Genomic DNA, 26581 nt, shown 5'->3' with positions numbered 1-26581 from the left:
GCATTCCAATGTCGGAGTGAGCTTGCTCGCGAACGACCGTTATACGGTTTCTAGGCAATCCACTTCTTGTCGCCCGTAAAACTGATGGTCAACCAACGCGCCGCATCCGGCTTGCCCAGCTTCGCCGAAATCGCCTCACGCAACGCATCCAGTTGCCCGACGCTGTTCAGCGCATAGTCCGCCGGCAACACCACATGAATCTCGATAAACCGCGCCCGCCCGTGTTTCTGCACGTAGGACACGTAATCGTCGAAACCATATTCGATCTTCGCCGCCTCCATCACCTGACGAACCTGTTCATCCAGCTTATCCGGGGCGATACCGAGCACATCGCGCAACGCCGGGCCAAGGATCTTGAACGCCGGTGGCAGCATGGTCAGGGCCAATACAATCAAGATCAACGGGTCGACAAACTTCGCCCACTCGCCATAACCCTGTGACGTGAGCAGCAGCGCTGCGAGGAAACTGATCAACAGGCCGACCGACAGCATCGCGTCCACCAGCCAACTGATGTTGTCGAACTGGATCAGGCTGGATTTGAGCTTGCGATTACGCCGACGCACATAGAAGAAGTAGGCGAACTCGACAACGGTAAACACCGCCGCATAAATGATCACCAGCCCCAGCTCGATCTCACGGCCCCCGTTGATGATGCCGAACACGCCGTTGAGAAACGCGTAGATGGCGATCAACAACAGGAAACTGCCTTCGATCAGCAGCACCATCGGCTCCAGATGCCAGAAACCGAACTGGAAGCGGTGGTTGCTTTCCTTGGCGATCAGCTTGGCGGTGATCAGCATCAGGACTTTGATGAAGGTTGCAATCAGCGAGAAAAAACCATCAAAAAGGATGGATTGGGAACCTGAAACAAAACCGGTGACGATCCCGGCAATCGCCACGGCGAACATCAGGATGGTCGATTGTTTGAGCAGCGACTGCTCACCTCGGTTACTCACTTTGACTCCTCGAAAAACCTTGAAAACCGCGGGGTGCGGTTGGGTTGTTGCGAGGGGAGTTTACCTTATCGCCCTGTTTTGGCCGTTTTGGCCTCTTCGCGAGCAGGCTCGCTCCCACATTGGAATGCATTTCAAAGTGGGAGCGAGCCTGCTCGCGAAGAACGATGATGCGGTGTCAGGCCTTGTTCCGCTCGATGGCAAAACCCGCCCAGGTCTGGCTCACCGGCATCAATTCCAGGCTGTTGATGTTGATATGCGCCGGCGCATTCATCACCCAGAAAATCGTCTCGGCGATGTCCTGTGGCTGGATCGGCTCGGCACCGGCGTAGGTGGCGTTATAGCGTTCCTGGTCGCCAGCGAAACGCACCAGCGAGAACTCGCTCTCGCACAGACCCGGCTCAATGTTGCTCACCCGCACGCCGGTGCCCTGCAAGTCGCAGCGCAGGTTCAGGGAAAACTGTTTAACGAACGCCTTGGTCGCGCCGTACACGTGGCTGCCCGGGTACGGGTAGTTACCGGCAATGGAGCCGAGGTTGATGATGCCAGCGCCACGGCCATGGGCGATCAGGCGCGGCAACAGCAAACGGGTTGCGTACATCAGGCCTTTGACGTTGGTGTCGACCATGGTGTCCCAGTCATCCAGATCGCATTTCGGCGCAGGGTCCACACCCAGTGCCAGCCCGGCGTTGTTGATCAGGCCACGCAGCTTGGCGAACGATGGCGGCAAGTTGGCAATCGCCTCCTCCATCGCTTTGCGATCACGCACATCGAGGACCAGACCGTGCACTTCAGTCTGCTTCGACAATTCAGCACACAGCGCATTCAGACGTTCTTCACGACGGCCGGTCAGCACCAGTTTCCAGCCAGCCTCGGCAAAACGACGGGCACAGGCTTCACCAAAACCGGACGTCGCGCCGGTGATAAACAGGGTGTTGGACATCGTGTTCTCCTCGCTTTGGCCGCTGGAGCAGCCCTTGAATAGAAAATCAGCACGCAGCATGCCCGGCCCCGCATTCACGGGCAACTCCTCTAAGCTGTACAAAAAACAACCAACACGAGCAACGCCTTAACCAACGTGGCTTGTAGCCATGTGCACGCACGTTATCCACAACCCCTTCCACAGTTTCCGGGGGCAAGTGGAAACGCGCAAAGCCGCGCCACACAAGGCTTTGCGAGGGAAATAGAAAGTTTTTTGCTTGACCCTGAACTGGCAGATGTGCGGGACATGGCATTTTGCACGACCGGGCAGATACCGGGGTGATTGCGCGGGGCCAGTAATTACGGCCCTTAGCGCGGTCTTTCCAGAGTTTAATCACAGACTTATCCACAGGACTGCGCACAGGGAAATGTCCGTTCCGGGGTGACCACAAAAAGGTTGACAAAGGCGCCTCACGCTATCGCCAAAACGTCTGATCAAAAAACAATCACAAGCCTGCAGGCCACGGCCTGCAAGGCCTTCAGCCAGCTACTCCCACGTTATTCACAGCCAGCTCCACAGCAAACGGGGACAAGTCAAAACTGTGGAAAAACAGCCGTTTGCAGCGTCTATATGTCGCGCTTTAGCAGGTTGGGGAATTTGTTTTCCACAATTTCAAAATCCGCTTGATGTCACGGCTGGATTCCATGTAGGAGCTGCCGCAGGCTGCGATCTTTTGATCTTGCTTTCAAAGATCAAAAGATCGCGGCCTGCGGCAGCTCCTACAGGTTTTGCAGGATTTGGGAGATGTAAAAAAGCCCCGGGACTCACGTCGCCGGGGCTGTGTGTATCTGGGGATAACTCAGTGCCCGCCCAGATAGGCGTTACGCACCTCTTCATTCACCAACAACTCTTTCCCGGTACCGGTCAAACGAATCTCGCCGTTGACCATCACATACGCCCGATCCGACAGCTTCAGCGCATGGTTGGCGTTCTGCTCGACGAGGAAAATCGTCATGCCGGTTTTCGCCAGTTCTCGCAGAGTCGCGAAGATCTGTTTCACCACAATCGGCGCCAAACCGAGGCTCGGCTCATCGAGCAGCAACAACTTCGGTCGGCTCATCAACGCACGGGCGATGGCGAGCATTTGCTGCTCGCCGCCGGACATGGTCATCGCCCGCTGGTTACGCCGCTCCTCCAGCCGCGGGAACAGCGTGAACATCCGCTGCATATCCTCTTTGGCGTACTTGTCGCCAATCGGAATCGTGCCCATCAGCAGGTTTTCCTCGACGGTCATGTCAGGGAACACCCGCCGGCCTTCCGGCGACTGGGCGATGCCGTTGGACGCGATGTAGTGCGATGACTTGTGGGTAATGTCGACGCCTTGATAAAGGATCTGCCCACTCGCCGCCCGTGGCTGGCCGAAGATCGACATCAGCAACGTCGACTTGCCGGCACCGTTGGAGCCGATCAGGCTGACGGTTTCACCTTCATTGATCTCCAGCGAAACACCCTTGAGAGCCTGGATCGGACCATAGAACACGTTGAGGTTTTTCAGTTCGAGGATTGGTTGGCTCATACCAGCTCCTCTTCGTCAGCGCCCAGGTAAGCAGCAATCACTTTCGGATCATTACGGATGGCTTCAGGCCCGCCTTCGGCGATAACGATGCCGTGGTCCAGCACCACGATGTGGTCGGAAATACTCATTACCATGCCCATGTCGTGTTCGATCAGCACCACGGTCAGATCATGCTCGTCGCGCAGCAGCCGGATCATCGCGCTCAGCGCTTCGGTTTCCTGAGGGTTGAGGCCGGCGGCCGGTTCGTCGAGGCAGATGATCTGCGGCCGCGTGCACATGGCCCGGGCGATCTCCAGTCGACGTTGCTGGCCGTAGGAGAGTTCACCGGCCAGACGGTTGGCGCAGTCCACCAGATCGACCACTTCCAGCCAGTAGAACGCGCAGTCCAGCGCATCGCTTTCGGCCTTGCGGTAGCCCTTGGTGTTGAGGATGCCGGCGAGCATGTTGCGGTTGACCCACATGTGCTGGGCCACCAGCAGGTTTTCCAGCACCGACATTTCCTTGAACAGGCGAATGTTCTGGAAAGTCCGGGCCAGTCCTGCGCGGTTCACCAGGTGCGTGCCGCCGAACATCTTGTAGTACATACGACTGAGGAACGACTTTGGCGAGACGAAATCGGTCGGTTTGAACGATTCGCCCAGCAACTGGATGACGTTGGTCTGCTGGCCACGCACGTTGAGTTCGATCTTGCCGCCGGAGGCCTTGTAGAACCCGGTCAGGCAGTTGAACACCGTGGTCTTGCCGGCGCCGTTGGGGCCGATCAAGGCGAAGATCGAGTTGCGCTTGACCTTCAGGCTGACATCGCTCAACGCCTTGATGCCGCCGAAATGCATCATCAGTTTTTCAACAGAGAGTACGACTTCACTCATGGCGCAGTCCTCTCATAGTGAATGGCACCTTTGCGTGGAGTGACCCCGGTACGGCTGATGCGAATCAGCCCGCGTGGTCGCCAGATCATCATCAACACCATCAGGATGCCGAACAGCAGCACGCGATATTCAGCGAAGCCGCGCAGCAGTTCCGGGGCGACGGTCAGCACGAAGGCTGCGATCACCACGCCGATGGTCGAGCCCATGCCGCCGAGCACGACGATGGCGAGGATCAGCGCCGATTCGAAGAAGGTGAACGAGGTCGGGTTGACGAAGCCTTGGTAAGTGGCGAAAAACACCCCGGCGAGACCGGCAGTCGAGGCACCGATGGTGAACGCCGAGAGCTTGACCAATACGTGGTTCAGGCCCATCGAACGGCAAGCGATCTCGTCTTCACGCAGTGCTTCCCAGGCGCGACCGACCGGCATCTTCACCAGACGATGCTTGATGTACAGCACGGCCAGTACCACCAGGAACAACACTGCGTAGATGAAGTAATACTTCACGTCCGGGTTGTAGGCGATGCCGAAGAACTCGTGAAACGGCACCCCGCCATCCTTCGCTCGTTTGCCGAACTCCAGACCGAAGAACGTCGGCAGTGGCGCCGGCATGCCGTTCGGGCCGCCGGTCAGGGACAGCCAGTTGTTGAGGACCAGGCGAATGATTTCACCAAAGCCCAGGGTCACGATCGCCAGATAGTCACCGTGCAGGCGCAGTACCGGGAAACCGAGAATGCAGCCGGCAAGGCCTGCGGTGATCGCCGCCAGCGGCAGCACCGTCCAGAAGCCCAGGCCGAGATACTGGTAACCGAGCGCCAGACCATAAGCACCGATGGCATAAAACGCCACGTAACCGAGGTCGAGCAGACCGGCCAGACCGACCACGATGTTCAGCCCCAGCCCCAGCAGCACATAGATCAGGCCGAGGATGACCACGCCCAGCAGGTACGAGTTGGAGACGAACGGAACCGCCACAGCAATCACAATCAGCAGCGGGATGATCCAGCGCAGGCTTGATTTGTGATCGGCCGGCAACACATGCACACCGGAACCGGTGCTCTCGAATCCGTCGAGAATTTTCAGGCCCTTGGGTGTTTGCAGAAACAGGCTGAGGGCAAAGCGGCCGATCATGACAATGCCGATAATCCACGCCACGCGGGTCGGCTCAAGATTGAAGCTGTAGCCCTCGAGTACGACGCCGACAATCGGGCCGAACACAATCAGGGCAATGAGGCCGGCAAGAATCGCCTCAACCAGGCTTTTTTTGATATCGATGTTTTTTTGGGTGGTTGAAGACATCGCTTACACCTTCGACACAAGAGGACGGCCCAACAGGCCCTGCGGCCGGAAGACCAGAACAAGTACGAGCAGCGAGAAGCTGAACACGTCTTTGTAGTCGGAGTTGACCAGACCGGAGAACAGCGACTCGGAGATCCCGAGGATGATCCCGCCGAGCATCGCGCCGGGCAATGAACCGATCCCGCCAAGCACCGCTGCGGTGAACGCCTTGATGCCGATGATGAACCCGGCATAGAAGTCGAACGTGCCGTAGTTCATGGTGATCAGCACGCCGGCCAGCGCCGCCATGGCGGCGCCGATGATGAACACATAGGAAATCACCCGGTCGGTGTTGATCCCCAGGATCGAAGCCATCTTGCGGTCTTGCTGAGTGGCGCGGCACATGCGGCCGAGCTTGGTGTACTTGATCACGTAGGTCAGCAGGCCCATGCCCACGAACGCCGCGATCAGAATGAACACCTTGGTGTAGGTCAATTGCACGAAGCCAGTGCCGATCTCGACACGCCAGGCACCGGTGAGCAACGTCGGAACCCCTTGTTGCTTCGCGCCCTGGGCAATCTGTGCATAGTTTTGCAGGATCAGCGAGATACCGATGGCGCTGATCAGCGGTGCCAGTCGGGTGGAGTTACGCAGGGGTTTGTAGGCAACACGCTCGATGACCCAGCCATACACCGCCGTGACGACGATGGTGAAGATCAGCGTGCCAAGCATCAGCAGCGGGAAGGATTCGATACCGAAGTACGCCAGCAGAGCCAGACTGATTGCCGCCAGGTAAGCGGAAATCATGTAAACCTCGCCATGGGCGAAGTTGATCATGCCGATGATGCCGTAGACCATTGTGTAGCCGATGGCGATCAGGCCATAGACCGACCCGAGGGTCAGGCCGTTGACCAGTTGCTGCAGGAAAATACCATCCATAACGCAATCTCACGCAGTGAGAACCTGCACACCCTGAGGTGCGCGGCTCTTCTAGGAAAAATACAGATTTACGTCGGAGCAATGTCAGAGCGCGAACAGTTCGATCACCGCAGGACCTTGTGGGAGCTGGCTTGCCAGCGATAGCGGTAGAACATTCAACACAGTTGTCGACTGTCAGGCCGTCATCGCGGGCAAGCCCGCTCCCACAGGGATTTGCGGAGTTCAAACGGTCGCGTCAGCCCTTACTTCTGTTTTTCCAGCTGGTGATATTTGCCGTCCTTGTCCCACTGGTAAACCACGTAGTCGGAGACTTTCAGGTCGCCCTTGGAGTCCCAGGTCTTCTCGCCCATGACGGTCTTGACCGGGTTTTTCTTCAGCCAGGCAGCCGCTTCTTCGCCCTTGTTGGACTTGGCGCCATTGAAGGCGGCAGCCAGGGTCTGCACCGAGGCGTAGGCGTACAGGGTGTAGCCTTCAGGTTCGGTGCCGGCCTTGCGGAAGGCGTCTACCACGGTCTTGCTGTCTGGCAGCAGGCGTGGGTCGGCGCCGAAGGTCATCAGCACGCCATCAACGAATTGTGGGCCGCCAGCGGTGGTGACCAGTTCGTCGGTGACGATGCCGTCATCGGACATGAACTTGACGTCTTTCAGGCCCTGCTCACGCAGTTGGCGAACCAGCGGACCGGCTTCCGGGTGCAGACCACCGAAGTACACGACATCGGCGCCGGCACCACGGATTTTGGTGACGATGGTGCTGAAGTCTTTTTCGCCACGGGTCAGGCCTTCGTACAGCACCGGAGTCACGCCGCGCTTGACCAGTTGGGCCTTGGTGGCGTCCGCCAGACCTTGGCCGTAGGTGTCCTTGTCGTGCAGAACGACAACTTTTTTACCCTTCAGGATATCGACGATGTAGTCGCCGGCGACGATGCCTTGCTGGTCGTCACGGCCGCACATACGGAACATGGCGCTCAGACCACGCTCGGTCACCTGCGGGTTGGTGGAACCCGGAGTGATCGCGATGATGCCCGCTTCGTCGTAGATTTCCGACGCTGGAATGGTCGAAGAGGAGCAGAAGTGACCGACCACGCCGGCGACTTTCTGGTTGGTGAGGTCCTTGGCGACCGTCACGGCCTGCTTCGGTTCGCAGGCGTCATCGCCCTTGACCAGTACGATTTTCTCCCCGTTGACGCCGCCAGCCGCGTTGACCGCGTCGGCCGCCGCCTGTGCACCCTTCATGTACTGCTCGCCAAATGCTGCGTTGGCGCCCGTCATTGGACCCGCTACACCGATTTTCACATCAGCTTGAGCAAACGCAGAAACACCCAACGCAGTAGCCACTGCGAGGGCCAGAAAGCCTTTCTTGTAAAACGTCTGGGACATGAGGTGGTGCTCCAAGGTTTTTTTTAGTTGGCACTGCGACTTCACTTCACTGAATGCTCAGAGCAAGGGCCGTGCCATCGGTTTTTTATTCTTCAAAAAGTCGCTGCTTTCTTGTTATTTCGACTGTTTCGTTCCCATTTTCATTGGGCGTGCAACCGTCTAAACCGCGGAAGGTGAAACCATTTATTTTTTCAGGCGCAACCCGCACGCGCCATCATTGCAACCGCGGTGCCAAACGACGTGCAACCAGCCTGTAACAGCCCGCGTCACCGAACTGCACACTGCTGGTGCGGGACTGCTACAACCCGCACCATTACAGGCTAGTCGTTACGTCGAAAAGCGCCGCTTCCAGCAACATATTTCAACACTCAAATGACGATGCGCAGGCACTGGCCTGCGTGATACAGCGAGAAACCAGCCTCATAAAGGCAACTGCGCAAACCCACGCCCGCCAGGGGCTGCATCGGTGCAAAAGGAATCGGCAGGGCTTGAGGGCTTCCATTGCACAGATAATCAGCGAAAGCTTTACCGACTACGGTGCCGGTAGTCACGCCTCGGCCGTTATAGCCGGTAACGGCCACCAGTCCCGGTGCCGGTTCGAACAGCCGCATCAAATGATCCGGCGTGAAAGCGATGCGCCCGGTCCAGGTGCATTCCCACTCGACGGGTTTCAGATTGGGAAAGTAATGCTGCTGCACGCGGTCGGCCCAGGCCTTGAGGAACCAGGTCGGTTTCTGATTGCCGTTGCCGAGGCTGCCGAGTAGCAGCCGCCCGTCTTTGTCGCGGCGGATGCTGCTCAAGACCTGGCGGGTGTCCCATGAGCCCTGCCCGCCTGGCAGGATTTCCTGGGCGGCATCTTCAGTCAGCGGCACCGAAGCGACCTGGTAGTAGTAACCGGGGAAAAAGTTGCGTTTGAGTTCGGTCCAGTCACCTTCGGTGTAAGCGTTGGAGGCGATGACAACCTGCTCGGCCAGCACCGAACCCTGTTCGGTCTGCACCGACCATTTTTGACCCACACGTTCGAGACGCGTGACCGGGGAATGATCGAACATCTTTGCGCCAAGACCGATGACGGCATTCGCCAGCCCGGTGACATACGCCATCGGATTCAGCGTTCCGGCACGACGGTCGAGCAATGCAGCGGCAATCTTTTGCGTACCGGTGGCTTGCTCGCAAGCCTTGCCGGTCAGCAACTCGACCGGCGCACCACGACGCTTCCATTGCTGCTCACGACTGCGCAGATCGGCCTCGCCCTTGGCGTTGTGTGCCATGTGCAGCGTGCCCTCGCGGCGCAACTGGCAATCGATGTTGTACTTATCCACAAGGCTGAACACCAGCGCCGGTGCCGCCCCCAACATGCGGTTGAGCTGACTGCCGACCGCCTCGCCGAACCCTGCTTCGATCTCGTCCGGCGGGATCCACATGCCGGCGTTGACCAGCCCGACGTTGCGTCCGGAACCGCCGTGCCCGGCGCGATGGGCTTCCAGCACGCAGACGCTTTTGCCTTTTTCCAACAGATGCAGCGCCGCCGACAAGCCGGTAAACCCGGCGCCAATCACGCACACATCGACTTTGACTTCACCCTTGAGCGCCGTGTTATCGGGCCTTTGCGGCGTGAGTTTTTCCCACAGACATTCTTCGCGTAACGGCATTGCCAGACTCCAACAGAAACCTGCCAAAAACAGTGCTTTTCCATGTAAAGGTGAACCCTGTGGCGAGGGGATTTAGCGAAACGTCGCACCGCCCCGATCGGTTGCGAGGCAACCGTAAAATCAGTGCACGTGGTGTATCTGATACTCCACATGCATGTTTTGGGGCTGCTGCGCAGCCATCGGGGATAAATCCCCCCACCACAAAGGCTCAACCCTTCAGCGGATCTCCACCTGTCAGTCGAAAGTAATGCCCTGCGCCAGCGGCAATTCCAGCGAATAGTTCACGGTGTTGGTCTGGCGACGCATGTACGCGCGCCATGCGTCGGAGCCCGACTCACGACCGCCGCCGGTCTCTTTCTCGCCGCCAAACGCGCCGCCGATTTCCGCACCGCTCGGGCCGATGTTGACGTTGGCAATGCCGCAGTCGCTGCCGATCGCCGACATGAACTGCTCGGCCTCGCGCACATCGGTGGTGAAGATGCACGACGACAGGCCTTGCGGTACAGCGTTGTTCAAACGCAGCGCTTCCTGGAAGTCGTTGTAGCCGACCACATACAGAATCGGTGCGAAGGTTTCGCTGCAAACCACGTCGCTCTGCTCAGGCATTTCAACAATGGCCGGCGAAACGTAGTACGCGTCGGGGAACTGATCTTCCAGTTGACGCTTGCCGCCAAACACCCGACCGCCCTCGCTCAACGCCTGCTCCAGCGCATCCTGCATGTTTTCAAAGCTGTGCTTGTCGATCAGCGGGCCGACCAGATTGCCTTCCAGCGGATGGCCGATGCGCACTTTGGCGTACGCGGCTTTGAGGCGGGTGACGATTTCTTCTTTCACCGATTCATGCGCGATCAAACGTCGCAACGTGGTGCAACGCTGACCGGCGGTGCCGACAGCGCTGAACAGAATCGCGCGCACCGCCATGTCCAGATCGGCGCTCGGGCCAAGGATCATCGCGTTGTTGCCGCCCAGTTCAAGGATGCTGCGAGCGAATCGTGCAGCGACTTTCGGCGCCACTTCGCGGCCCATGCGAGTGCTGCCGGTGGCGCTGATCAGCGCGACACGCGGGTCATCGACCAGCGCTTCGCCTGCATCACGGCCACCGATAATCACTTGGCAGAGATTGGCCGGGGCATCGGTGAAATTCTTCACCACGCGGTCGAACAGCGCCTGACAGGCCAGCGCCGTCAGCGGGGTTTTCTCCGACGGCTTCCATACCACCGGGTTGCCGCAGACCAGCGCCAGCGTGGTGTTCCACGCCCACACCGCGACCGGGAAGTTGAACGCACTGATCACGCCGACCACGCCCAGCGGGTGCCAGGTTTCACGCATGTGGTGGCCCGGGCGCTCGGAAGCGATGGTCAAGCCGTACAACTGGCGCGACAGACCGACGGCGAAGTCGCAGATGTCGATCATCTCCTGCACTTCACCCAGGCCTTCCTGAGTAATCTTGCCGGCCTCCCACGACACCAGCTCGCCCAGATCGGCCTTGTACTCGCGCAGCACTTCACCAAATTGACGCACCAGTTCACCGCGACGCGGGGCTGGAACCTTGCGCCACGCCTCGAACGCATGATCTGCGCGACTGATGTGCTGCTCGACTTCGGCCGGACCTTCCCAGTTCACCGCGGCAATGCGGCTACCGTCGATCGGCGAATGCACCGGCACTTTGCCGTTCTGATAAAGGGCCGGGTTCACACCAAGACGATCAAGCAATGCGGCAACCATGGGTCACTCCTCAAGCAAAAAACTGAATGTGTGCGGGCGCTTTTTCGCGACCGGGCAGGCCTTTAGTTGTAGCGTCACTAAGGCGAGGCAACAAACGACCTTTACGCGAGATATCATTCCGTTTATTCATGCTGCGCAAAGAAAGACAAGAAAAGGATCCGTCATGCTGAACAAACGCCACTTGCCGTCGATCACCGCGTTGCAGTGCTTCGAGGCCGTGACCCGGCACCTGAGTTTCACCCGGGCCGCCGAGGAACTGAACCTGACCCAGAGTGCGGTCAGCAAACAGGTCGCGCAGCTTGAGGAATTGTTGCAGCACTTGTTGTTTCGTCGGATACGCCGCCGCTTGCAGATGACCCCGGCCGGGGATTTGTACCTGGTGGAGGTCAGAAAAATCCTTACCCAAGTCGAGATGTCGACGCATTACCTGCGTTCCTACGGCGGCGAAACCGAAGTCCTGCGTGTCTCCACGCCATCGACCTTCGGCGCCCGCTGGCTGGTGCCACGCCTGAAAGGCTGGCGTCTGCGCCATCCGTCGATTCATCTGGATCTGTGCAACGAACAAGAGGCCGATGATTTGCTGCAAGGCCGCAGTGATCTGGCGTTCTATTACGGCCAGGGTTCACGCCCTGGAACCGAATGCCTGAAACTGTTCGGCGAAGAGCTGGTGCCGGTGTGCGCGCCGGGCAGTCTGCCTGACACGCCGTTCACTGATCCGACGCAACTCACCGATCTGGTGCTGCTGCAAAATGCGTCGCGCCCACAGGCTTGGCACGACTGGTTCGACAGTCAGGGCTACCAGACCGAACACAGCTACCACGGCCCGCGCTTCGAAACCTTTTATATGTGCATCCGCGCCGCGCAAGTCGGCTGCGGCGTGGCGCTGTTGCCACGGTTTCTGGTGGAAGAAGAATTGGCCGACGGCAAACTGGTCATTCCCTGGCAGCATGCAATGCCCAGCACCGACGCCTATTACCTGGCCTACCCGGAGCATGCGGCGGAAGTGCCGAAGGTGCGCGACTTTGTGAAATGGATGCTCGAACAGATCGACAGCCCCAACGCTGAGTGAACTGAGGGAATTTGTCAGGCGATAACAAACAGGCCGTCAACAATTCGCGCTTGGGCGAGACGTGCGCGCAGATCGTCATCGATAGCGCAATCATCCGGCTTGTACAACCGAACGCGCCGATAGGCATCGACCCGATCAATTTCCTGCCCGAGATACTCCCACACGACCCTCGAACAAGACGGCGCACGATGATCCGCAGCAGAAACCCCCATTTTCAGACCATTGAGCCGTGTGATACAGCTTTTGAAACTCGGGATGAGAATGGTTTGGCTGATCTCGTTTGATGTAATCGATTCATAATCGACGAAAAACAAACGATCCCGTAGGTAATAGGCGATACCCAAATATCGATATCGCTCAAAATCACCGGCTGCTCCGGCTATCTGTAAGCGCTCGTTTCGCTCATAGACAACGTCATCACCTTCCTCCCGCACCTGCACAAGCGAACATAGAATGGAGCCAGGTTCAGTCATTGCATGGTAGTACTCGTAGTAATAACCGATATGGGCTTTCAGTTCAGGCGAAGATTGTTCGCGCAGGTGTTCATGCATTATCCGTGAGGCCGCCACCTCCCCCGAGGCGTGACTCTTATTGGCCTTAACGCCGATCAGGGCGATAAATTGCTCCGAGGGCAAGCCTATCTCAAATTCCTCCACGCCAAAAAAATCGCAGATGCGTTTGAGATTAAACGGGGTGGGAACACTTTTTCCACATAGATACTTATTGAATTGCCCCCGATTAATTCGAATTTTCCTACAAACTTCCGCGACAGATCTGTAGTGACTACATAGCAGTCTTAAATTAGCCGGAAGGAACTCACACATACAACGCCCCAACAAAAATCAAGAAGGGGCAACCATAGCAGTAACTCGCATCACATTTAAGCAACTTGCGAAATTGCATCGAATGAAATATGGCTGGATATTACGGACTCTGAAAAGCTTCAGACTGACAACACTATTAACTCGCCAGCACTCTAATTAGCAAGGAGCTTTGAATGCTAGACATCATCAACGACTTTCTGACGACCAAGGTATTAATACCTTTAGTTCTTGGACTGGGAGTCTATTTCACTGTCCGCTCAGGATTTGTCCAGTTCAGGTACTTCCCCCATATGTTCGGTGTATTACACGGCAGTTGGCGCGCTGGCAGCCATCACTTGAGTTCATTTCAGGCACTGACACTGAGCCTTGCCGGTCGTGTCGGTACCGGCAATATCGTTGGGGTCGGGATTGCAGTAAGCATGGGGGGTCCCGGCGCGGTGTTCTGGATGTGGATGACCGCTCTTTTGGGCATGTCGAGCAGCTTCTTCGAATGTACGTTGGGACAGCTCTATAAGCGCAGCGATGGCAAAGGCCTGTATCGAGGGGGCCCGTCCTGGTATATCCAGCACGGCCTGGACAAACGCTGGCTCGGAATGCTCGCTGCCGTGCTATTGCTGGTGACCTTTGGTTTTGCAATCAATGGTCTCGAGTCCCATGCGGTATCACACTCGCTAAAAGATGCGTTTGATCTGCCGCCTTTGTGGTCGGGACTTGCGCTTTCTTTGATGCTGGGAGCTGTCTTCGTAGGCGGGATAAAACGTATCGCGGCAGTAGCCGACCTTCTGGTTCCTCTAAAGGTTCTCGCCTACGTCGGCGTAACGGCCTATGTGATCGTTCTGCAGTTCGATCAGGTCCCGGCGATGTTGATGACCATCATCAAAAGCGCATTCGGTCTGGATCAGGCGTTTGGCGGACTGGTAGGCAGCGCAATCATCATGGGGGTCAGGCGCGGAGTGTTTTCCAACGAGGCAGGGTTGGGCAGTGCGCCCAATGTCGCCTCGGTCGCGAAGATCCACCATCCGGTTGCACAAGGCGCCGTACAAGCACTGAGTGTTTTCATCGATACATTCGTAATCTGCACCTGTACTGCGCTACTGATTTTGTTATCAGGTTTCTACACGCCTGGGTTTGAAGGGGATGGAATTGCTCTGGCGCAAAACTCGCTGGCAGCCGTCGTCGGGGAATGGGGGCGGATGTTTATCAGCGTGGTGCTTGCGTTATTCGTATTCACAGCGATGCTTTACAACTATTACCTGGGAGAAAACAGCTTGCGGTTCATGTTTGGCGAACCTCAAAAAATGCTGATTTTCTATCGTTTGCTGGTATTGGTATTAGTGTTTTTGGGCTCTGTCGAAGATCTGTCCACTGTTCTGGCTTTTGCAGACATCACCATGACGCTGCTGGCGCTAGTCAATCTGGTAGCCATGTTCATGCTGTTCAAAATCGGCATGCGTGTCTTGCGTGACTACGACAAACAACGCCGTGCCGGAATCAAGACACCTGTTTTCGACTCAAGCAAATTCCTTGATCTGGATCTTGATCCTTTAGCGTGGCCACCGCAGCACGACTGCCCAGGCACAATGAATCGTAGCGAGTCCGCCCTTTCCTCGAACGTCAGCCCACAACCTGCTCAAGCTTAGATAGAGTAGATGCAAAGCCATTAAAACAATGACTGGCTTTGCATCAGGCACATCAAAACTTTCCAACAATTAAACTAAAAGAACAATGCACTCTTCGACCTGTCACGCCTTAAACAACCTGAAGGACTATATCCCATGAATCGCTTTTACCCCCTGAAAGCAAACGCAACCAATATTCCGACCTACTTCATAGATTCGCACGCCACGCCTAACCAATTGTTTGAAGACGCCTGTTTCAGAATTCGCGCTGCCACCGGCCTCTTGGAGGCTTTCACTTTAGTTACCATTAAAGGCACCAATGATTCTGACTTTTATAGACTGATACTCCCGGCTTATATATTACTTCAGGACGGCGTCGACACGCTGGAACAGATCACCTTCAAAGGAGGTGTCATTCATGTATAAAATCGTCACCCATGAAATGCTCAGAGCCGCTTTTATTAAAGCAGTTGAAATAAACCTGATACAGAAACACTCTTTACTGGCGGATTACTTAAAAAGCGGAGAACGACTTGAACAAGTCATTCAAGCCGCGCTTGAGGTGCAACCGAAAATAGCCAGCTTTTGCGGGCTGAGATGTATGGCATCAGCGGATCTTTCACCTGAAAGCAAAAAAGCACTGGCAATCCCCACCGCTGATATGCGCCACTAGCCCCATTGATTGAGACCGCGCAACGGCGCGGCGCACCTGGAGACCCCGTTATGAGCGAGAGTGTGTTTGCCGATCGCATCGTGCAGAACCTGCTCGACACCGACTTCTACAAACTGACGATGATGCAGGCGGTGCTGCACAACTACCCCAACGTTGAAGTCGAATGGGAGTTCCGTTGCCGTAACAGTGAGGACTTGCGCCCGTATCTGGCCGAGATCCGCTATCAGATCGAGCGCCTGGCGGAACTGAGCCTGAGCGCCGACCAGTTGAGTTTTCTTGAGCGCATCAGCTTTCTGAAACCGGACTTCCTGCGCTTCCTCGGTCTGTTCCGTTTCAACCTGCGCTACCTGCACACCGGCATCGAGAACGGCGAACTGTTCATCCGCCTGCGCGGGCCGTGGCTGCATGTGATTCTCTACGAAGTGCCGTTACTGGCGATCGTCAGCGAAGTGCGCAACCGCTATCGCTACCGCGAAACCGTGCTGGAACAGGCACGCGAACAGCTCTATCGCAAGTTCGACTGGCTGACCGCCAACGCCTCGGCCGACGAACTGTCGCAGTTGCAGGTCGCCGATTTCGGCACCCGCCGGCGGTTTTCCTACCGCGTGCAGGAAGAGGTAGTAAACGTACTCAAGCACGACTTCCCGGGTCGATTCGTTGGCACCAGCAACGTGCATCTGTCCCGTGAGCTGGACATGAAACCGCTGGGCACCATGGCCCACGAATGGATCATGGCCCATCAGCAACTCGGCCCAAGGCTGATCGACAGCCAGATCGCCGCCCTCGACTGCTGGGTGCGCGAGTACCGGGGTTTGCTGGGGATCGCCCTGACTGATTGCATCACTACTGATGCCTTCCTCGGCGATTTCGACCTGTTTTTCGCCAAGCTGTTTGACGGTCTGCGCCACGACTCCGGGGACCCTGTGGCCTGGGGCGAAAAATGCATCGCCCACTACCACAAGCTCGGCATCGACCCGATGAGCAAGACCCTGGTGTTCTCCGACAGCCTGACCCTGCCCAAGTCGCTGGAAATATTCCGCGCGCTGCACGGTAGGATCAACGTCAGCTTCGGCATCGGCACCAACCTCACCTGTGACATTCCGGGTGTCGAACCGATGAGCATCGTGCTTAAAATGACCGCCTGCAACGGCCAACCGGTGGCGAAGATCTCCGACGAGCCAGGCAAGACCCACTGCAAAGACCCGAATTTCGTCGCCTATTTGCGACATGTTTTCCAGGTTCCTGCCGATTCCAGTCTATCTAGCAAGGAGTGAATTCATGCAAGCCGTACAGCGTGAGATTGCTGAACAGCTCAAGGTGCAACCGCCGTTTGCCGACCACAAGGCACTCGAAGCGGAAGTCGCCCGACGTATCAGCTTTATTCAGGATTGCCTGGTCAATTCCGGGCTCAAGACGCTGGTGCTCGGCATCAGCGGCGGCGTCGACTCGCTGACCGCCGGCCTGTTGGCCCAACGCGCGATGCGCGAACTGCGTGATCAAACGGGCGACCAAAGCTACAAGTTCATCGCCGTGCGCTTGCCGTACGAAACACAGTTCGACGAGCACGACGCCCAGGCCTCGGTGGACTTCATCGCCCCCGACGAGCGCCACACCGTCAACATCGGCCCGGCTGTGAAGTCGCTGGCCGGAGAAGTGGCGGCGTTTGAGGGCAAGCATGCAGTGTCGGTGGATTTCGTGCTCGGCAACACCAAGGCGCGGATGCGTATGGTTGCCCAGTACACGATTGCCGGCGCGGCTGGCGGTTTGGTAATCGGCACTGATCATGCGGCAGAAGCGGTGATGGGGTTCTTCACCAAATTCGGTGACGGCGCCTGCGACCTGGCCCCGCTCAGCGGTCTGGTGAAAAACCAGGTTCGCGCGATTGCCCGCAGTTTTGGTGCGCCGGAATCGCTGGTGGAGAAGATCCCGACTGCGGATCTGGAAGACCTGTCCCCGGGCAAGCCTGACGAAGCTTCCCACGGCGTGACCTATGCCGAGATCGACGCTTTCCTGCACGGCGAGCCGGTGCGTCAGGAAGCGTTCGACATCATCGTCGCGACCTACAACAAAACCCATCACAAGCGAGTAATGCCGTTCGCACCTTGATCGGCGATTGAATGAAAAAAGCCCGCTGAGGAGTGATCCTCAGCGGGCTTTTCTTTGGCCATTGCATTGATTGATGCTGATGGCCCCTTCGCGGGCTTGCCCGCGAAGAACAATGACGCAGTGGCCCTGCTTACTTGACCGTAATGGTGCCTTTCATCATCGAAATGTGGCCCGGGAACGAGCAGAAGAAGCCGTAGCCGCCGCCCGCTACCTTGGACACGTCGAAGGTCACCGAGTCGGTTTCCTTGGCGCCGATGATTTTGGTGTGGGCGATGACGCGTGCGTCACCTTCCTTCAGGTAGTTCTTGTCGATGCCGGCAGCCAGGCCATCGGTAGCGATCGGCTGCATGTCAGTTTCTTTGCTGATCACCAGGTTATGACCCATGACGTTCTTCGGCAGGTTGCCGGAGTGGGTCAGCTCGACGGTGAAGGTCTTGCAGCTCTTGTCGATCACGATTTCCTTGGTGTTGAAGGACATCTGATCGGTGGAGTCAACGGTGGTTTTGCACTCGGCAGCCATCAATTGGCTGCTGGCCAGCGCCAGCAGGGATACCGCAACAACTTTGGAAAACATGGTGAATCTCCAAGGCAGGGTTAACAAAATCACGAATGGTAGAAAGACTGCCTGAAATCTTCGCAAGTTCCTATGACTTGAGTCAAAAATTGTATACAACTTTCAGGCTATGACACTCATCGACACAATCTAACGGCCAAACCATCTGGTCCGCCCTATGATCGGCCCATCCCTTGAGACGGAGTGCCTGTCATGTTCTTTAACGGTCTGTTGTGCAGTTTGCTCGCCGCCTACGCCTGTGGCGCCAGCGGTACCTTTGAATCACCGGAACGCGAAGTTTAGACCTTGGATCGAGGCCTGCCAGCCATTACCCTGTGACGGATTGACCCAGGAGGAAGGCATGTCTCTGAAATCCGTTTGTGTATTCTGTGGTGCCAACGCCGGCACTGATCCGGCCTATACCGAAGCCGCCGTCGCCCTTGGCCGGGCAATGGCCGAGCGCAAGTTGACTCTGGTCTACGGCGGTGGCGCCGTAGGTTTGATGGGTATCGTCGCCGATGCCGCGCTGGCTGCCGGTGGTGAGGTGATCGGCATCATCCCGCAAAGCCTGATGGACAAGGAAATCGGTCACAAGAGCCTGACACGTCTTGAAGTGGTCGATGGCATGCACGCGCGCAAGGCGCGGATGGCCGAACTCAGCGACGCATTTATCGCTCTGCCCGGCGGCCTTGGCACGCTGGAAGAGTTGTTCGAAGTGTGGACCTGGGGCCAGCTCGGCTACCACGGCAAACCGCTGGGTCTGCTGGAAGTGAAAGGTTTCTACAGCAAACTCACCGCTTTTCTTGACCATATCGTCGGCGAAGGCTTCGTTCGCGCGCCACACCGTGACATGCTGCAAGTGAGCGAATCGCCGCAAACACTGCTCGAGTCCCTCGATAACTGGAAGCCGACCGTCACGCCCAAGTGGGTCGACCAAAAACCCGGCTAACCGCCGGGCACCGATACAGGGCAGAATACGCGCCGCTCAACCTCACCTTCGACCCAAGAGGATCGCCCATGGCCAAACCCAATTACTCCTTCGCCAAACGTCAACGAGACCTGGAAAAGGAAAAGAAGAAAGAGGAAAAGCTTCAGCGCAAGAAACAATCAGCTGAAGAGGCGGCACTGAACCCTGATGGTGAAGTGGCGACTGACAACGATGTTGAGACCGATGTAGATGCACCGAAAGATCAGGCGCCTGACGCCTGAGCCCCACCGGGTTTGATGATCTAAATCAGACCCTGCGGATTTGTGACGGGGCTGGCAGTTTCACTGCCGGCCCTCACAGCGCTTCCCTCAAGTACACCCAAATCCCTTGTAGGAGTGAGCCTGCTCGCGATAGCGGTGTGTCAGCAGCAAATACTTCCACTGACACACCGCTATCGCGAGCAGGCTCACTCCTACAGTTTGATCGGCGTTAATCCAGAGGCATCACGGTAACGCGCACTTCGGGATCATGACTGCCGCCCCCCAGAATCACCCCCCGCAACGGCGACACATCGGAAAAATCCCTGCCCCACGCCAGCGTGATGTGCTCCAGCGCCGGCTGCACATTGTTGGTCGGATCAAAGTCTACCCAGCCCAGCACCGGACAAAACACCGAAACCCAGGCATGCGACGCATCGGCGCCGATCAGCCGTGGCTGCCCCGGTGGTGGCTGGGTCAGCAGATAACCACTGATGTAACGTGCCGCCAGCCCTCGAGAGCGCACGCAGGCCAGCATCAAGTGTGCGAAGTCCTGACAAACCCCACGCCGACGTTCCAGCACTTCCACCAGCGGCGTCGCCACCTGGGTTGCCTCGGCATCAAAGGTGAACTCACTGAAAATCTTCTGCATCAAGGCCTGCACACCCAGCAGCAAAGGACGACCGGAAGGGAAACAGCTTTGCGAAAACTCGACGAAGCTGCGCTTCAAGTGCACGTACGGGGACTGGAATCGATAGCGGCAAGCTTCAAGCAATTCGGCAGACAACGGCTGACTGCTGTACGTCAGCGCATTGCGCGTCAGCTCCCACGCCGGGGACTGGTTGAAATCCAGCGCCGGTCGCGCCAGCACCTCAACGGTCAGCCGCGCGTTGACCTGCAATTCATCATGCGGTCGCTCGAACGCCAGTCGGGTCAGCGGATTGCCGAACACATCCAGCTCATCACGGCGCGCCGTTGGTTCCGGACTGATCAGCAACTGCTGCTCGGTGCAGCGCTGCCAACTACATTCACGCGGCCACAGGTGCGCCAATTGCTGCGCAAGGGAAACCGGGCTGTCGTAGTGATAACAGGTGTCGTGGAAGATCTGGTAATGCGCGTTCATCAGACGGACACCGTACGCTGGCTGACATCATCGACATGGGCAAAATGGCGCAAGGCCAGGCGATCGGATACCTGCCCGCTGGCATCGGCGATCTCTTGCAGCAAATCCGCCAAACCATCGAGCGCCGCGCGCACGCTGGACTCGCCGAACAACGGGTTCTCCAGACACCCCAGATCAAACCGCGCCAGACGCTCGACCAGTTGCGACAACCCAGCCTCCCGTGGCACACCGAAATCGTCGTTCAAGCGTTTCAGCGTGCGGGTGACCAGTTTCAACTGGAACAACACGGCGTGGGGGTTTTGCTCATCGAGCAGTAGCAGGTCTAGCACCGGAATCAACTGCGCTACCGCCAGATAACGTGAGCGGTAAGTGATGCTGCTGTTGCCCAGCTCAAGCAACCACTCCAGTCCGGCCTGATCAAACGCGCCGGCACCGCGCAGAAACGCCGCAAGGCTGCTGCTGAGAAATTGCAGACGCTCAATGCGGCGGCCAATCATCAGGAAACGCCAGCCTTCGTCGCGGGTCATGTCGTCCAGTGCAAACCCGGACAGCGCGGCGAGCGACATCACCAGACGATTGAGAAAATCCAGCAACTCGCCGAAATCCGGCTCGTTGGTGTCCAGTTCCGTCGCTTCACGTTGCAACTCCACCAACGCCTGCCAGTTCTCCCGGGAGAGCTTGCCGCGCACCTGCGAAGCCGCCCACTGCAAGCGTTGCAGGTTGGCCCGCAGGCTGAACGACCAGTCTTCACCGAGCAGCGCTGCCAACAGGCGCTCCGGCAGCTCACCCTCGTCCGGCAACAGCGCCAGCCGCTCGCCGAGATCGACAGCCGCCAGCAGCGCTTGTGGATCATCACCGTCCACATAGCGCGTCAGCATGATTCGCAGCAGACGCGCGCTGTCATCACAACGCTCGCAGTAACGGCCGAACCAGAACAGGTTTTCCACCACCCGCGAAGGCAGGTAAGGGTCGCGCCGCACAAGATCGTGTACACCGACGTTGCGTTGCGCCTTCCATTGTTCGCCGCTCGGCGGCCGGTCGCCCAACACCCACGTGTCCTTGCTCGCACCGCAGCGCTGCATCGAGACCACTTCGGCATCGGCTTCGGCGGCCACCCGGGTCAGCCCACCGGGCAGCACACGATAGCCGTCATGACTGGCCACCGCGTACATACGCATGCCGATGGCCCGGGGTTGCAGTTGACCATCCTCGGCTTGCCAGATCGGCGCTTGGGACAGTTGGGCCAGCTCTTGCGCAACATAGGCATAAGGCCGTGCCTGCATGCGCTCGGCGAGGGATTGGCGCTGTTTTTCACTCAGATCACGGCCAAATACCGGCGTGAAGCTTTGCGAGGGGAATGCCGGTTTGATCAACAGTTCCGGCAGCTTTTCCAGGGCTTGGGCCAACACCGGTGCCTCACCGCACCACCACGTGGCGATGGACGGCAGGATCAGTTCTTCGCCGAAGAGGAATTGGTTGATCTTCGGCAAAAAACCCAACAACCCCGGAGACTCCAGTACACCGCTGCCGAGCGCATTGGCGACCAACACCCGCCCCTGTCGCGCCGCTTCCAGCAAACCGGGAACACCCAGCGCGGAATCCGTGCGCAGCTCCAAGGGATCGCAGAAATCGTCGTCGAGCCGCCGCATGATCGCGTGCACCCGGCGCAGGCCACTGAGGGTTTTCAGGTAGACCGTGGCATCACGCACCGTGAGGTCGCCGCCCTCCACCAGCGGGTAACCGAGCTGACGGGCGAGATACAAATGTTCGAAATAGCTTTCGTTGAAGCGCCCCGGCGTCAGCAACACCACCAGTGGCGCGTCGTCATCGCTGGGCGCCTGACGGGCCAGGGTTTCCTGCAGCGTACGGAAGAAACCGGCCAGATGTTGCACCTTCAGATCCCGGTACAACTCGGGGAAGGCACGCGACACGATGGTGCGGTTTTCCAGTGCATAACCGGCCCCGGATGGCGCCTGAGTTCGATCCGCCGTCACCCACCAGCGCCCGTCCGGCGTGCGCGCCAGATCCACAGCGTACAGATGCAGAAAGGCATCGTCCGGCGGAAGAATCCCCTGACACGGCCAGAGAAAATTGTTGTGCCCGAATACCAGTTCCGCCGGCAACAGACCTTCGCTGATCAACCGTTGCGGGCCGTACAAGTCGGCCAGCACGGCATTGAGCAATCGCGCTCGCTGAGCAATACCCGCTGACAATTGCTGCCACTCATCCGCTGCGATCACGTGCGGCAGCAGATCCAGTTCCCACGGGCGATCTGCACCCTTGGGATCGGCGTAGACGTTGTAGGTGACACCGTTTTCCTGAATCTGCCGGGCCAGCAATGCCTGACGCTGCAGCAGTTGCGCGGGGGTGTTGCGCTGCAACTGGTCGAACAGCCGCTGCCAGTGCGGACGCACCGCACCATTGTCATCCAGCAATTCGTGATAAGTGCCCGCCGTCAGCGGGTAGCGGTCTAGCAGGTCAGGCATGGAAAGCTCGGCAGACAGCAGGGAACGGTCAGACTAACGCAGGCAGATGACGCCCGGATAGACGAAAAATCCGGGCGTCGCGTAGGACTTAAAAGCGTCGTAAATCGAGAGTCATCGGTAGCTCGTCAGACAATGTCAGGTTCGGTATCGGAAGTTTCCCTGGCGTGTGGCCGATGCGGAAGAAACGCGCCATGCGCCGGCTCTCCGCTTCGTTGGCGTTGACCGGCAACGTCTCGTAGTTACGGCCACCGGGATGCGCGACGTGGTACTGACAACCGCCCAGCGAGCGCGCCATCCAGGTGTCGAGCAGGTCGAACACCAGCGGCGCGTGCACCGGGATCGTCGGTTGCAGGCAGTTGGCCGGTTGCCAGGCGCGGTAACGCACGCCAGCAACGAACTCACCCACGCGCCCGGTCGGATGCAGCGGCACGGGGACGCCGTTGCAGGTCAGCAGATAACGCTGCGGCGCTAAGCCCTTGAGCTTGACCTGCAAACGCTCCAGGGATGAATCGACATAACGCACCGCGCCACCCGCCGCACCCTCCTCGCCCAGCACATGCCACGGCTCGAGCGCCTGACGCAGTTCCAGCTCGATACCGCTGACCGCGTAATCGCCGACCTTGGGAAAGCGAAACTCCAGATGTGCTGCAAACCACTCGGCGCGCAACGGATACCCGGCACTGTCGAGCTCGACGATGACGTCGGCGAAATCCTGTTCGATAAAATGCGGCAACAGAAAACGGTCGTGCAGTTCCGTGCCCCAGCGCGCCAGTTTCGGCGGTGCATAAGGCTCGCGCCAGAAACGTGCAACCAGCGCCCGCAGCAACAATTGCTGCGCCAGACTCATGCGTGCGTGCGGCGGCATCTCAAAGGCGCGCAATTCCAGCAACCCGAGACGCCCGGTGGCGCCGTCCGGCGAATACAGTTTGTCGATGCAGAACTCGGCGCGATGGGTGTTGCCGGTGACGTCGATCAGCAAGTTGCGCAGCAGTCGATCCACCAGCCACGGCGCGCACTCCTCGCCCGGTTCAGGCATCTGTGCAAAGGCAATTTCCAGCTCATACAACGCATCGTTGCGCGCCTCGTCGACCCGTGGTGCCTGAGAGGTCGGGCCGATGAACAACCCGGAAAACAGGTACGACAACGACGGGTGGTTGTGCCAGTAACTGATCAGGCTGCGCAGCAGATCCGGTCTACGCAGGAACGGTGAATCCGCCGGCGTTGCGCCTCCGAGGACGAAATGGTTGCCGCCGCCAGTGCCGGTGTGGCGGCCGTCGATCATGAATTTCTCGGTGGTCAGGCGAGTCTGGCGTGCCTCTTCATAGAGAAACTCGGTGCGCTCGACCAACTCGTCCCAGCTTGCAGACGGCTGCACGTTAACCTCGATCACGCCGGGATCCGGGGTGATGCGGAAATTGCTCAGACGCGGGTCGCTCGGCGGCTCGTAACCTTCCAGAAGCACCGGGCAATGCAGCTCTTGGGCGGTGGCCTCGATCGCTGCCACCAGTTCCAGGTAATCCTCGACCCGTTCCAGCGGCGGCATGAACAGGTACAAGCGTCCTTCGCGGGCCTCGGCGCAAAACGCGGTACGGGTCAGCCAATCGGCGGATTCGTCGATTTCCGGCAGACGCTCGTCAGACTTGGCCGGCTCGCCGTGACTGTTGAGTTGCGCGGTGTCCGGTAGCTCCGGGAAGTCCTGATTCGGGTCTTGCGGATGAATAAACGGATATTCGGCCGCTTTCACCCACGGCTGCGAACCGAGCGGCAAGCGGTACCCCAGCGGCGAATCCCCCGGCACCAACCGACAATGCTCGTCACGCAGATACCAGCGCCCGCTCTGCCATTGATCGCCCCTGGCGGTGCGCGCCAGCGGCAGCACCTGACCGATGACCTTATCGAGCCCCTGACTGAACACTTTGCGCAGCCGCGCACGCTCCAGCGGCTCTTCCAGACGCGAGTCTTCAGCGCTGACGTTGCTCGGCAACGTACCCTCGCGCCAGAGGTAATAGAAATTGTCCTCGTAGGCCGGAAACACAAATCGCGCAGGCAGTTTCAGGCGTTCGGCGACGCTGGCCAGAAAGCGTCCGGCCAGCTCGCCATTGGCGCCGTAATCCTGCTGCTCGTCGGCGATCAGCGCATCGTTTTGCCACATCGGCACACCATCGCGGCGCCAATAACAATTGAGCGACCAGCGCGGCAATTGCTCACCGGGATACCACTTGCCTTGGCCGAAATGCACCAGCCCCTTCGGCGCGTAATGCTTGCGCATGCGCTGGAACAGTTCGGCGGAGAGCCGGCGCTTGTCTTCGCCCAAGGCGGCGGTGTTCCACTCGGCGCCGTCCGGGTCATCGATGGACACAAAGGTCGGCTCGCCGCCCATGGTCAGCCGTACATCGCCCTCCAGCAAGTCGGCGTCGATCTGTCGGCCCAGTGCCTGAATCGCCAGCCACTGCTCATCGGTGTACGGCTTGGTGACCCGTGGCGCTTCCCAGATCCGCTCGACCGACATTTCGTGGCTGAACTGGGTTTCGCAAGGTTCGACCATCCCGCTGATCGGCGCCGCCGAAGACGGATCAGGACTACAGGCCAACGGAATATGCCCTTCACCGGCAAACAGCCCGGAAGTCGCATCGAGTCCGATCCAGCCTGCGCCCGGCAAATACACCTCGCACCAGGCGTGCAGATCGGTGAAATCCACCTCGGTGCCGGAGGGGCCGTCGAGGCTTTTCACATCCGCGGTCAGTTGAATCAGGTAACCGGAGACAAACCGCGCCGCCAGCCCAAGGTTGCGTAGCAGTTGCACCAGCAACCACGCTGAATCGCGGCACGAGCCGGAAGCGTGTTCGAGGGTGTGCTCCGGGGTTTGCACGCCAGGCTCCATGCGGATCAGGTAACCAATGTCTTCGCTCAAGCGCTGATTGAGCGCCACCAGAAAGTCCACGGCCGGCAGCGGTGTGCGGTCGATGCCGCCCAGATAGGCTTTGAACTTCGGCGTCAGCGGCAGGGTTTCGAGGTACGGCGCCAGCTCTTTGCGCTCATCGGCGGCGTAGGCGAAGGGAATGTTCTCGGCGTAGGGTTCGAGGAAGAAGTCGAACGGATTGAACACCGCCATCTCGGCCAGCAGATCGACTTCGATGCGCAGTTCGTCGGTTTTTTCGGGGAAAACCAGCCGCGCGAGGTAGTTGCCCTGCGGATCCTGCTGCCAATTGATGAAATGCTGCTCGGGCGAGACTTTCAGTGCATACGAGAGAATCCGCGTGCGGCTGTGGGCAGCCGGGCGCAGGCGAACGATCTGCGGGCCGAGTTCGACAGCGCGGTCGTAGCGGTAATGCGTGACGTGATGCAATGCGACATGAATCGACACGGCGTGCCTCCTGCGAGCCTAAGCGTATTCGAAAGCGCGCAAGACTTATGCCATGCAGAGGCTTGGGCGCTTTCCCGGAATGCTCAAGGCAGTACAGCACCAAAATCGGGCGATGCGGGGAAATGCTTTGGCGAAGTTGCGCCTAAATGTGGCGACATTGGTTCATGCCGTGTTTGATCGGGCGCTTTCGCGAGCAGGCTCGCTCCCACATTGGGAATGCGGTCACCTGTGGGAGCGAGCCTGCTCGCGAAGGGGTCGGCCGCGCCACCACATGTCGGGAGACCTGAAAT

General features: G+C 58.5%; 22 protein-coding genes. 8 read left to right on the top strand and 14 right to left on the bottom strand.

Annotated elements, in window-relative coordinates; translation table 11 throughout:
* Positions 1–50 precede the first annotated feature (50 nt).
* The 9 genes from PSH79_RS02840 to PSH79_RS02800 form a co-directional block, all read right to left on the bottom strand.
* Positions 51–956: a cation diffusion facilitator family transporter gene (locus PSH79_RS02840; protein ID WP_305441147.1), complete on the bottom strand. Its 906-nt coding sequence runs from the start codon at positions 954–956 to the stop codon at positions 51–53.
* A gap of 175 nt (positions 957–1131) precedes the next feature.
* Complete coding sequence (locus PSH79_RS02835; RefSeq protein WP_305441146.1) at positions 1132–1896, bottom strand: SDR family oxidoreductase; 765 nt, start codon at positions 1894–1896, stop codon at positions 1132–1134.
* A gap of 838 nt (positions 1897–2734) precedes the next feature.
* Positions 2735–3451, bottom strand: a complete 717-nt coding sequence (locus PSH79_RS02830; protein WP_305441145.1) for an ABC transporter ATP-binding protein — start codon at positions 3449–3451, stop codon at positions 2735–2737.
* Entirely contained in the window at positions 3448–4320 is an 873-nt protein-coding gene (locus PSH79_RS02825) for an ABC transporter ATP-binding protein (protein ID WP_016985385.1), read from the bottom strand. Before PSH79_RS02825 ends, PSH79_RS02830 begins: the two co-directional genes overlap by 4 nt.
* Complete coding sequence (livM, locus tag PSH79_RS02820; RefSeq protein WP_305441143.1) at positions 4317–5618, bottom strand: high-affinity branched-chain amino acid ABC transporter permease LivM; 1302 nt, start codon at positions 5616–5618, stop codon at positions 4317–4319. Before livM ends, PSH79_RS02825 begins: the two co-directional genes overlap by 4 nt.
* Positions 5619–5621: 3 nt before the next feature.
* Entirely contained in the window at positions 5622–6536 is a 915-nt protein-coding gene (locus PSH79_RS02815) for a branched-chain amino acid ABC transporter permease LivH (RefSeq protein ID WP_187681241.1), read from the bottom strand.
* A gap of 242 nt (positions 6537–6778) precedes the next feature.
* Complete coding sequence (locus tag PSH79_RS02810) at positions 6779–7912, bottom strand: ABC transporter substrate-binding protein (RefSeq protein ID WP_305441142.1); 1134 nt, start codon at positions 7910–7912, stop codon at positions 6779–6781.
* 368 nt (positions 7913–8280) lie between these two features.
* Positions 8281–9564, bottom strand: a complete 1284-nt coding sequence (locus PSH79_RS02805) for an FAD-binding oxidoreductase (RefSeq protein WP_305441141.1) — start codon at positions 9562–9564, stop codon at positions 8281–8283.
* A 234-nt stretch (positions 9565–9798) separates the two neighbouring features.
* Positions 9799–11289 (bottom strand): aldehyde dehydrogenase family protein, encoded by a 1491-nt coding sequence (locus PSH79_RS02800; RefSeq protein WP_305441140.1) that lies wholly within the window; start codon positions 11287–11289, stop codon positions 9799–9801.
* 163 nt (positions 11290–11452) lie between these two features.
* Between PSH79_RS02800 and PSH79_RS02795 the strand changes: the two genes are divergently transcribed.
* On the top strand, positions 11453–12358 hold the full coding sequence (locus PSH79_RS02795; RefSeq protein WP_305441139.1) for a LysR family transcriptional regulator: 906 nt from the start codon (positions 11453–11455) through the stop codon (positions 12356–12358).
* Between the two features lie 14 nt (positions 12359–12372).
* Here the strand turns inward: PSH79_RS02795 and PSH79_RS02790 are convergent, their stop codons facing one another.
* Positions 12373–13182: a helix-turn-helix transcriptional regulator gene (locus PSH79_RS02790; protein WP_305441138.1), complete on the bottom strand. Its 810-nt coding sequence runs from the start codon at positions 13180–13182 to the stop codon at positions 12373–12375.
* Between the two features lie 173 nt (positions 13183–13355).
* Between PSH79_RS02790 and PSH79_RS02785 the strand changes: the two genes are divergently transcribed.
* The 5 genes from PSH79_RS02785 (at position 13356) to nadE (ending at position 17580) form a co-directional block, all read left to right on the top strand.
* Complete coding sequence (locus tag PSH79_RS02785) at positions 13356–14822, top strand: sodium:alanine symporter family protein (RefSeq protein ID WP_305441137.1); 1467 nt, start codon at positions 13356–13358, stop codon at positions 14820–14822.
* Positions 14823–14957: 135 nt separating this feature from the next.
* Positions 14958–15227, top strand: coding sequence for a hypothetical protein (locus PSH79_RS02780; RefSeq protein ID WP_305441136.1), 270 nt, complete (start codon positions 14958–14960; stop codon positions 15225–15227).
* Positions 15220–15474: a hypothetical protein gene (locus PSH79_RS02775; protein ID WP_305441135.1), complete on the top strand. Its 255-nt coding sequence runs from the start codon at positions 15220–15222 to the stop codon at positions 15472–15474. The genes PSH79_RS02780 and PSH79_RS02775 overlap by 8 nt, the downstream gene beginning before the upstream one ends.
* 50 nt (positions 15475–15524) lie before the next feature.
* Positions 15525–16748, top strand: a complete 1224-nt coding sequence (gene pncB / locus PSH79_RS02770; RefSeq protein WP_123530802.1) for a nicotinate phosphoribosyltransferase — start codon at positions 15525–15527, stop codon at positions 16746–16748.
* Between the two features lie 4 nt (positions 16749–16752).
* The gene (gene nadE / locus PSH79_RS02765) at positions 16753–17580 is read left to right on the top strand and encodes an ammonia-dependent NAD(+) synthetase (protein WP_305441134.1); all 828 of its coding nucleotides are present in this window, start codon (positions 16753–16755) and stop codon (positions 17578–17580) included.
* Between the two features lie 130 nt (positions 17581–17710).
* Here the strand turns inward: nadE and azu are convergent, their stop codons facing one another.
* Positions 17711–18154 carry an azurin gene (gene azu, locus PSH79_RS02760; RefSeq protein ID WP_305441133.1) on the bottom strand — a complete coding sequence of 148 codons (444 nt, stop codon included), beginning with the start codon at positions 18152–18154 and terminating at the stop codon, positions 17711–17713.
* A 340-nt stretch (positions 18155–18494) separates the two neighbouring features.
* On the opposite strand from azu, the gene PSH79_RS02755 reads away from it, so the two are divergent.
* Together PSH79_RS02755 and PSH79_RS02750 are read left to right on the top strand one after the other, a co-directional pair.
* Positions 18495–19082, top strand: coding sequence for a TIGR00730 family Rossman fold protein (locus tag PSH79_RS02755; RefSeq protein ID WP_305441132.1), 588 nt, complete (start codon positions 18495–18497; stop codon positions 19080–19082).
* 68 nt (positions 19083–19150) lie between these two features.
* The gene (locus tag PSH79_RS02750; protein WP_305441131.1) at positions 19151–19342 is read left to right on the top strand and encodes a hypothetical protein; all 192 of its coding nucleotides are present in this window, start codon (positions 19151–19153) and stop codon (positions 19340–19342) included.
* 208 nt (positions 19343–19550) lie between these two features.
* Here PSH79_RS02750 and PSH79_RS02745 read toward each other — a convergent pair whose 3' ends face one another.
* The 3 genes from PSH79_RS02745 to PSH79_RS02735 form a co-directional block, all read right to left on the bottom strand.
* Positions 19551–20441, bottom strand: coding sequence for a transglutaminase family protein (locus PSH79_RS02745; protein ID WP_305441130.1), 891 nt, complete (start codon positions 20439–20441; stop codon positions 19551–19553).
* Positions 20441–22927, bottom strand: a complete 2487-nt coding sequence (locus PSH79_RS02740) for a circularly permuted type 2 ATP-grasp protein (protein WP_305441129.1) — start codon at positions 22925–22927, stop codon at positions 20441–20443. Before PSH79_RS02740 ends, PSH79_RS02745 begins: the two co-directional genes overlap by 1 nt.
* Before the next feature lie 88 nt (positions 22928–23015).
* Positions 23016–26291: a DUF2126 domain-containing protein gene (locus PSH79_RS02735; RefSeq protein ID WP_305441127.1), complete on the bottom strand. Its 3276-nt coding sequence runs from the start codon at positions 26289–26291 to the stop codon at positions 23016–23018.
* Between the last annotated feature and the right edge of the window lie 290 nt (positions 26292–26581).

The organism is Pseudomonas sp. FP2196 (assembly GCF_030687715.1).
Classification (GTDB): domain Bacteria; phylum Pseudomonadota; class Gammaproteobacteria; order Pseudomonadales; family Pseudomonadaceae; genus Aquipseudomonas.
Note: the sequence above shows the minus strand (reverse complement) of the source record. Positions and strands in the feature narration are given on the sequence as shown.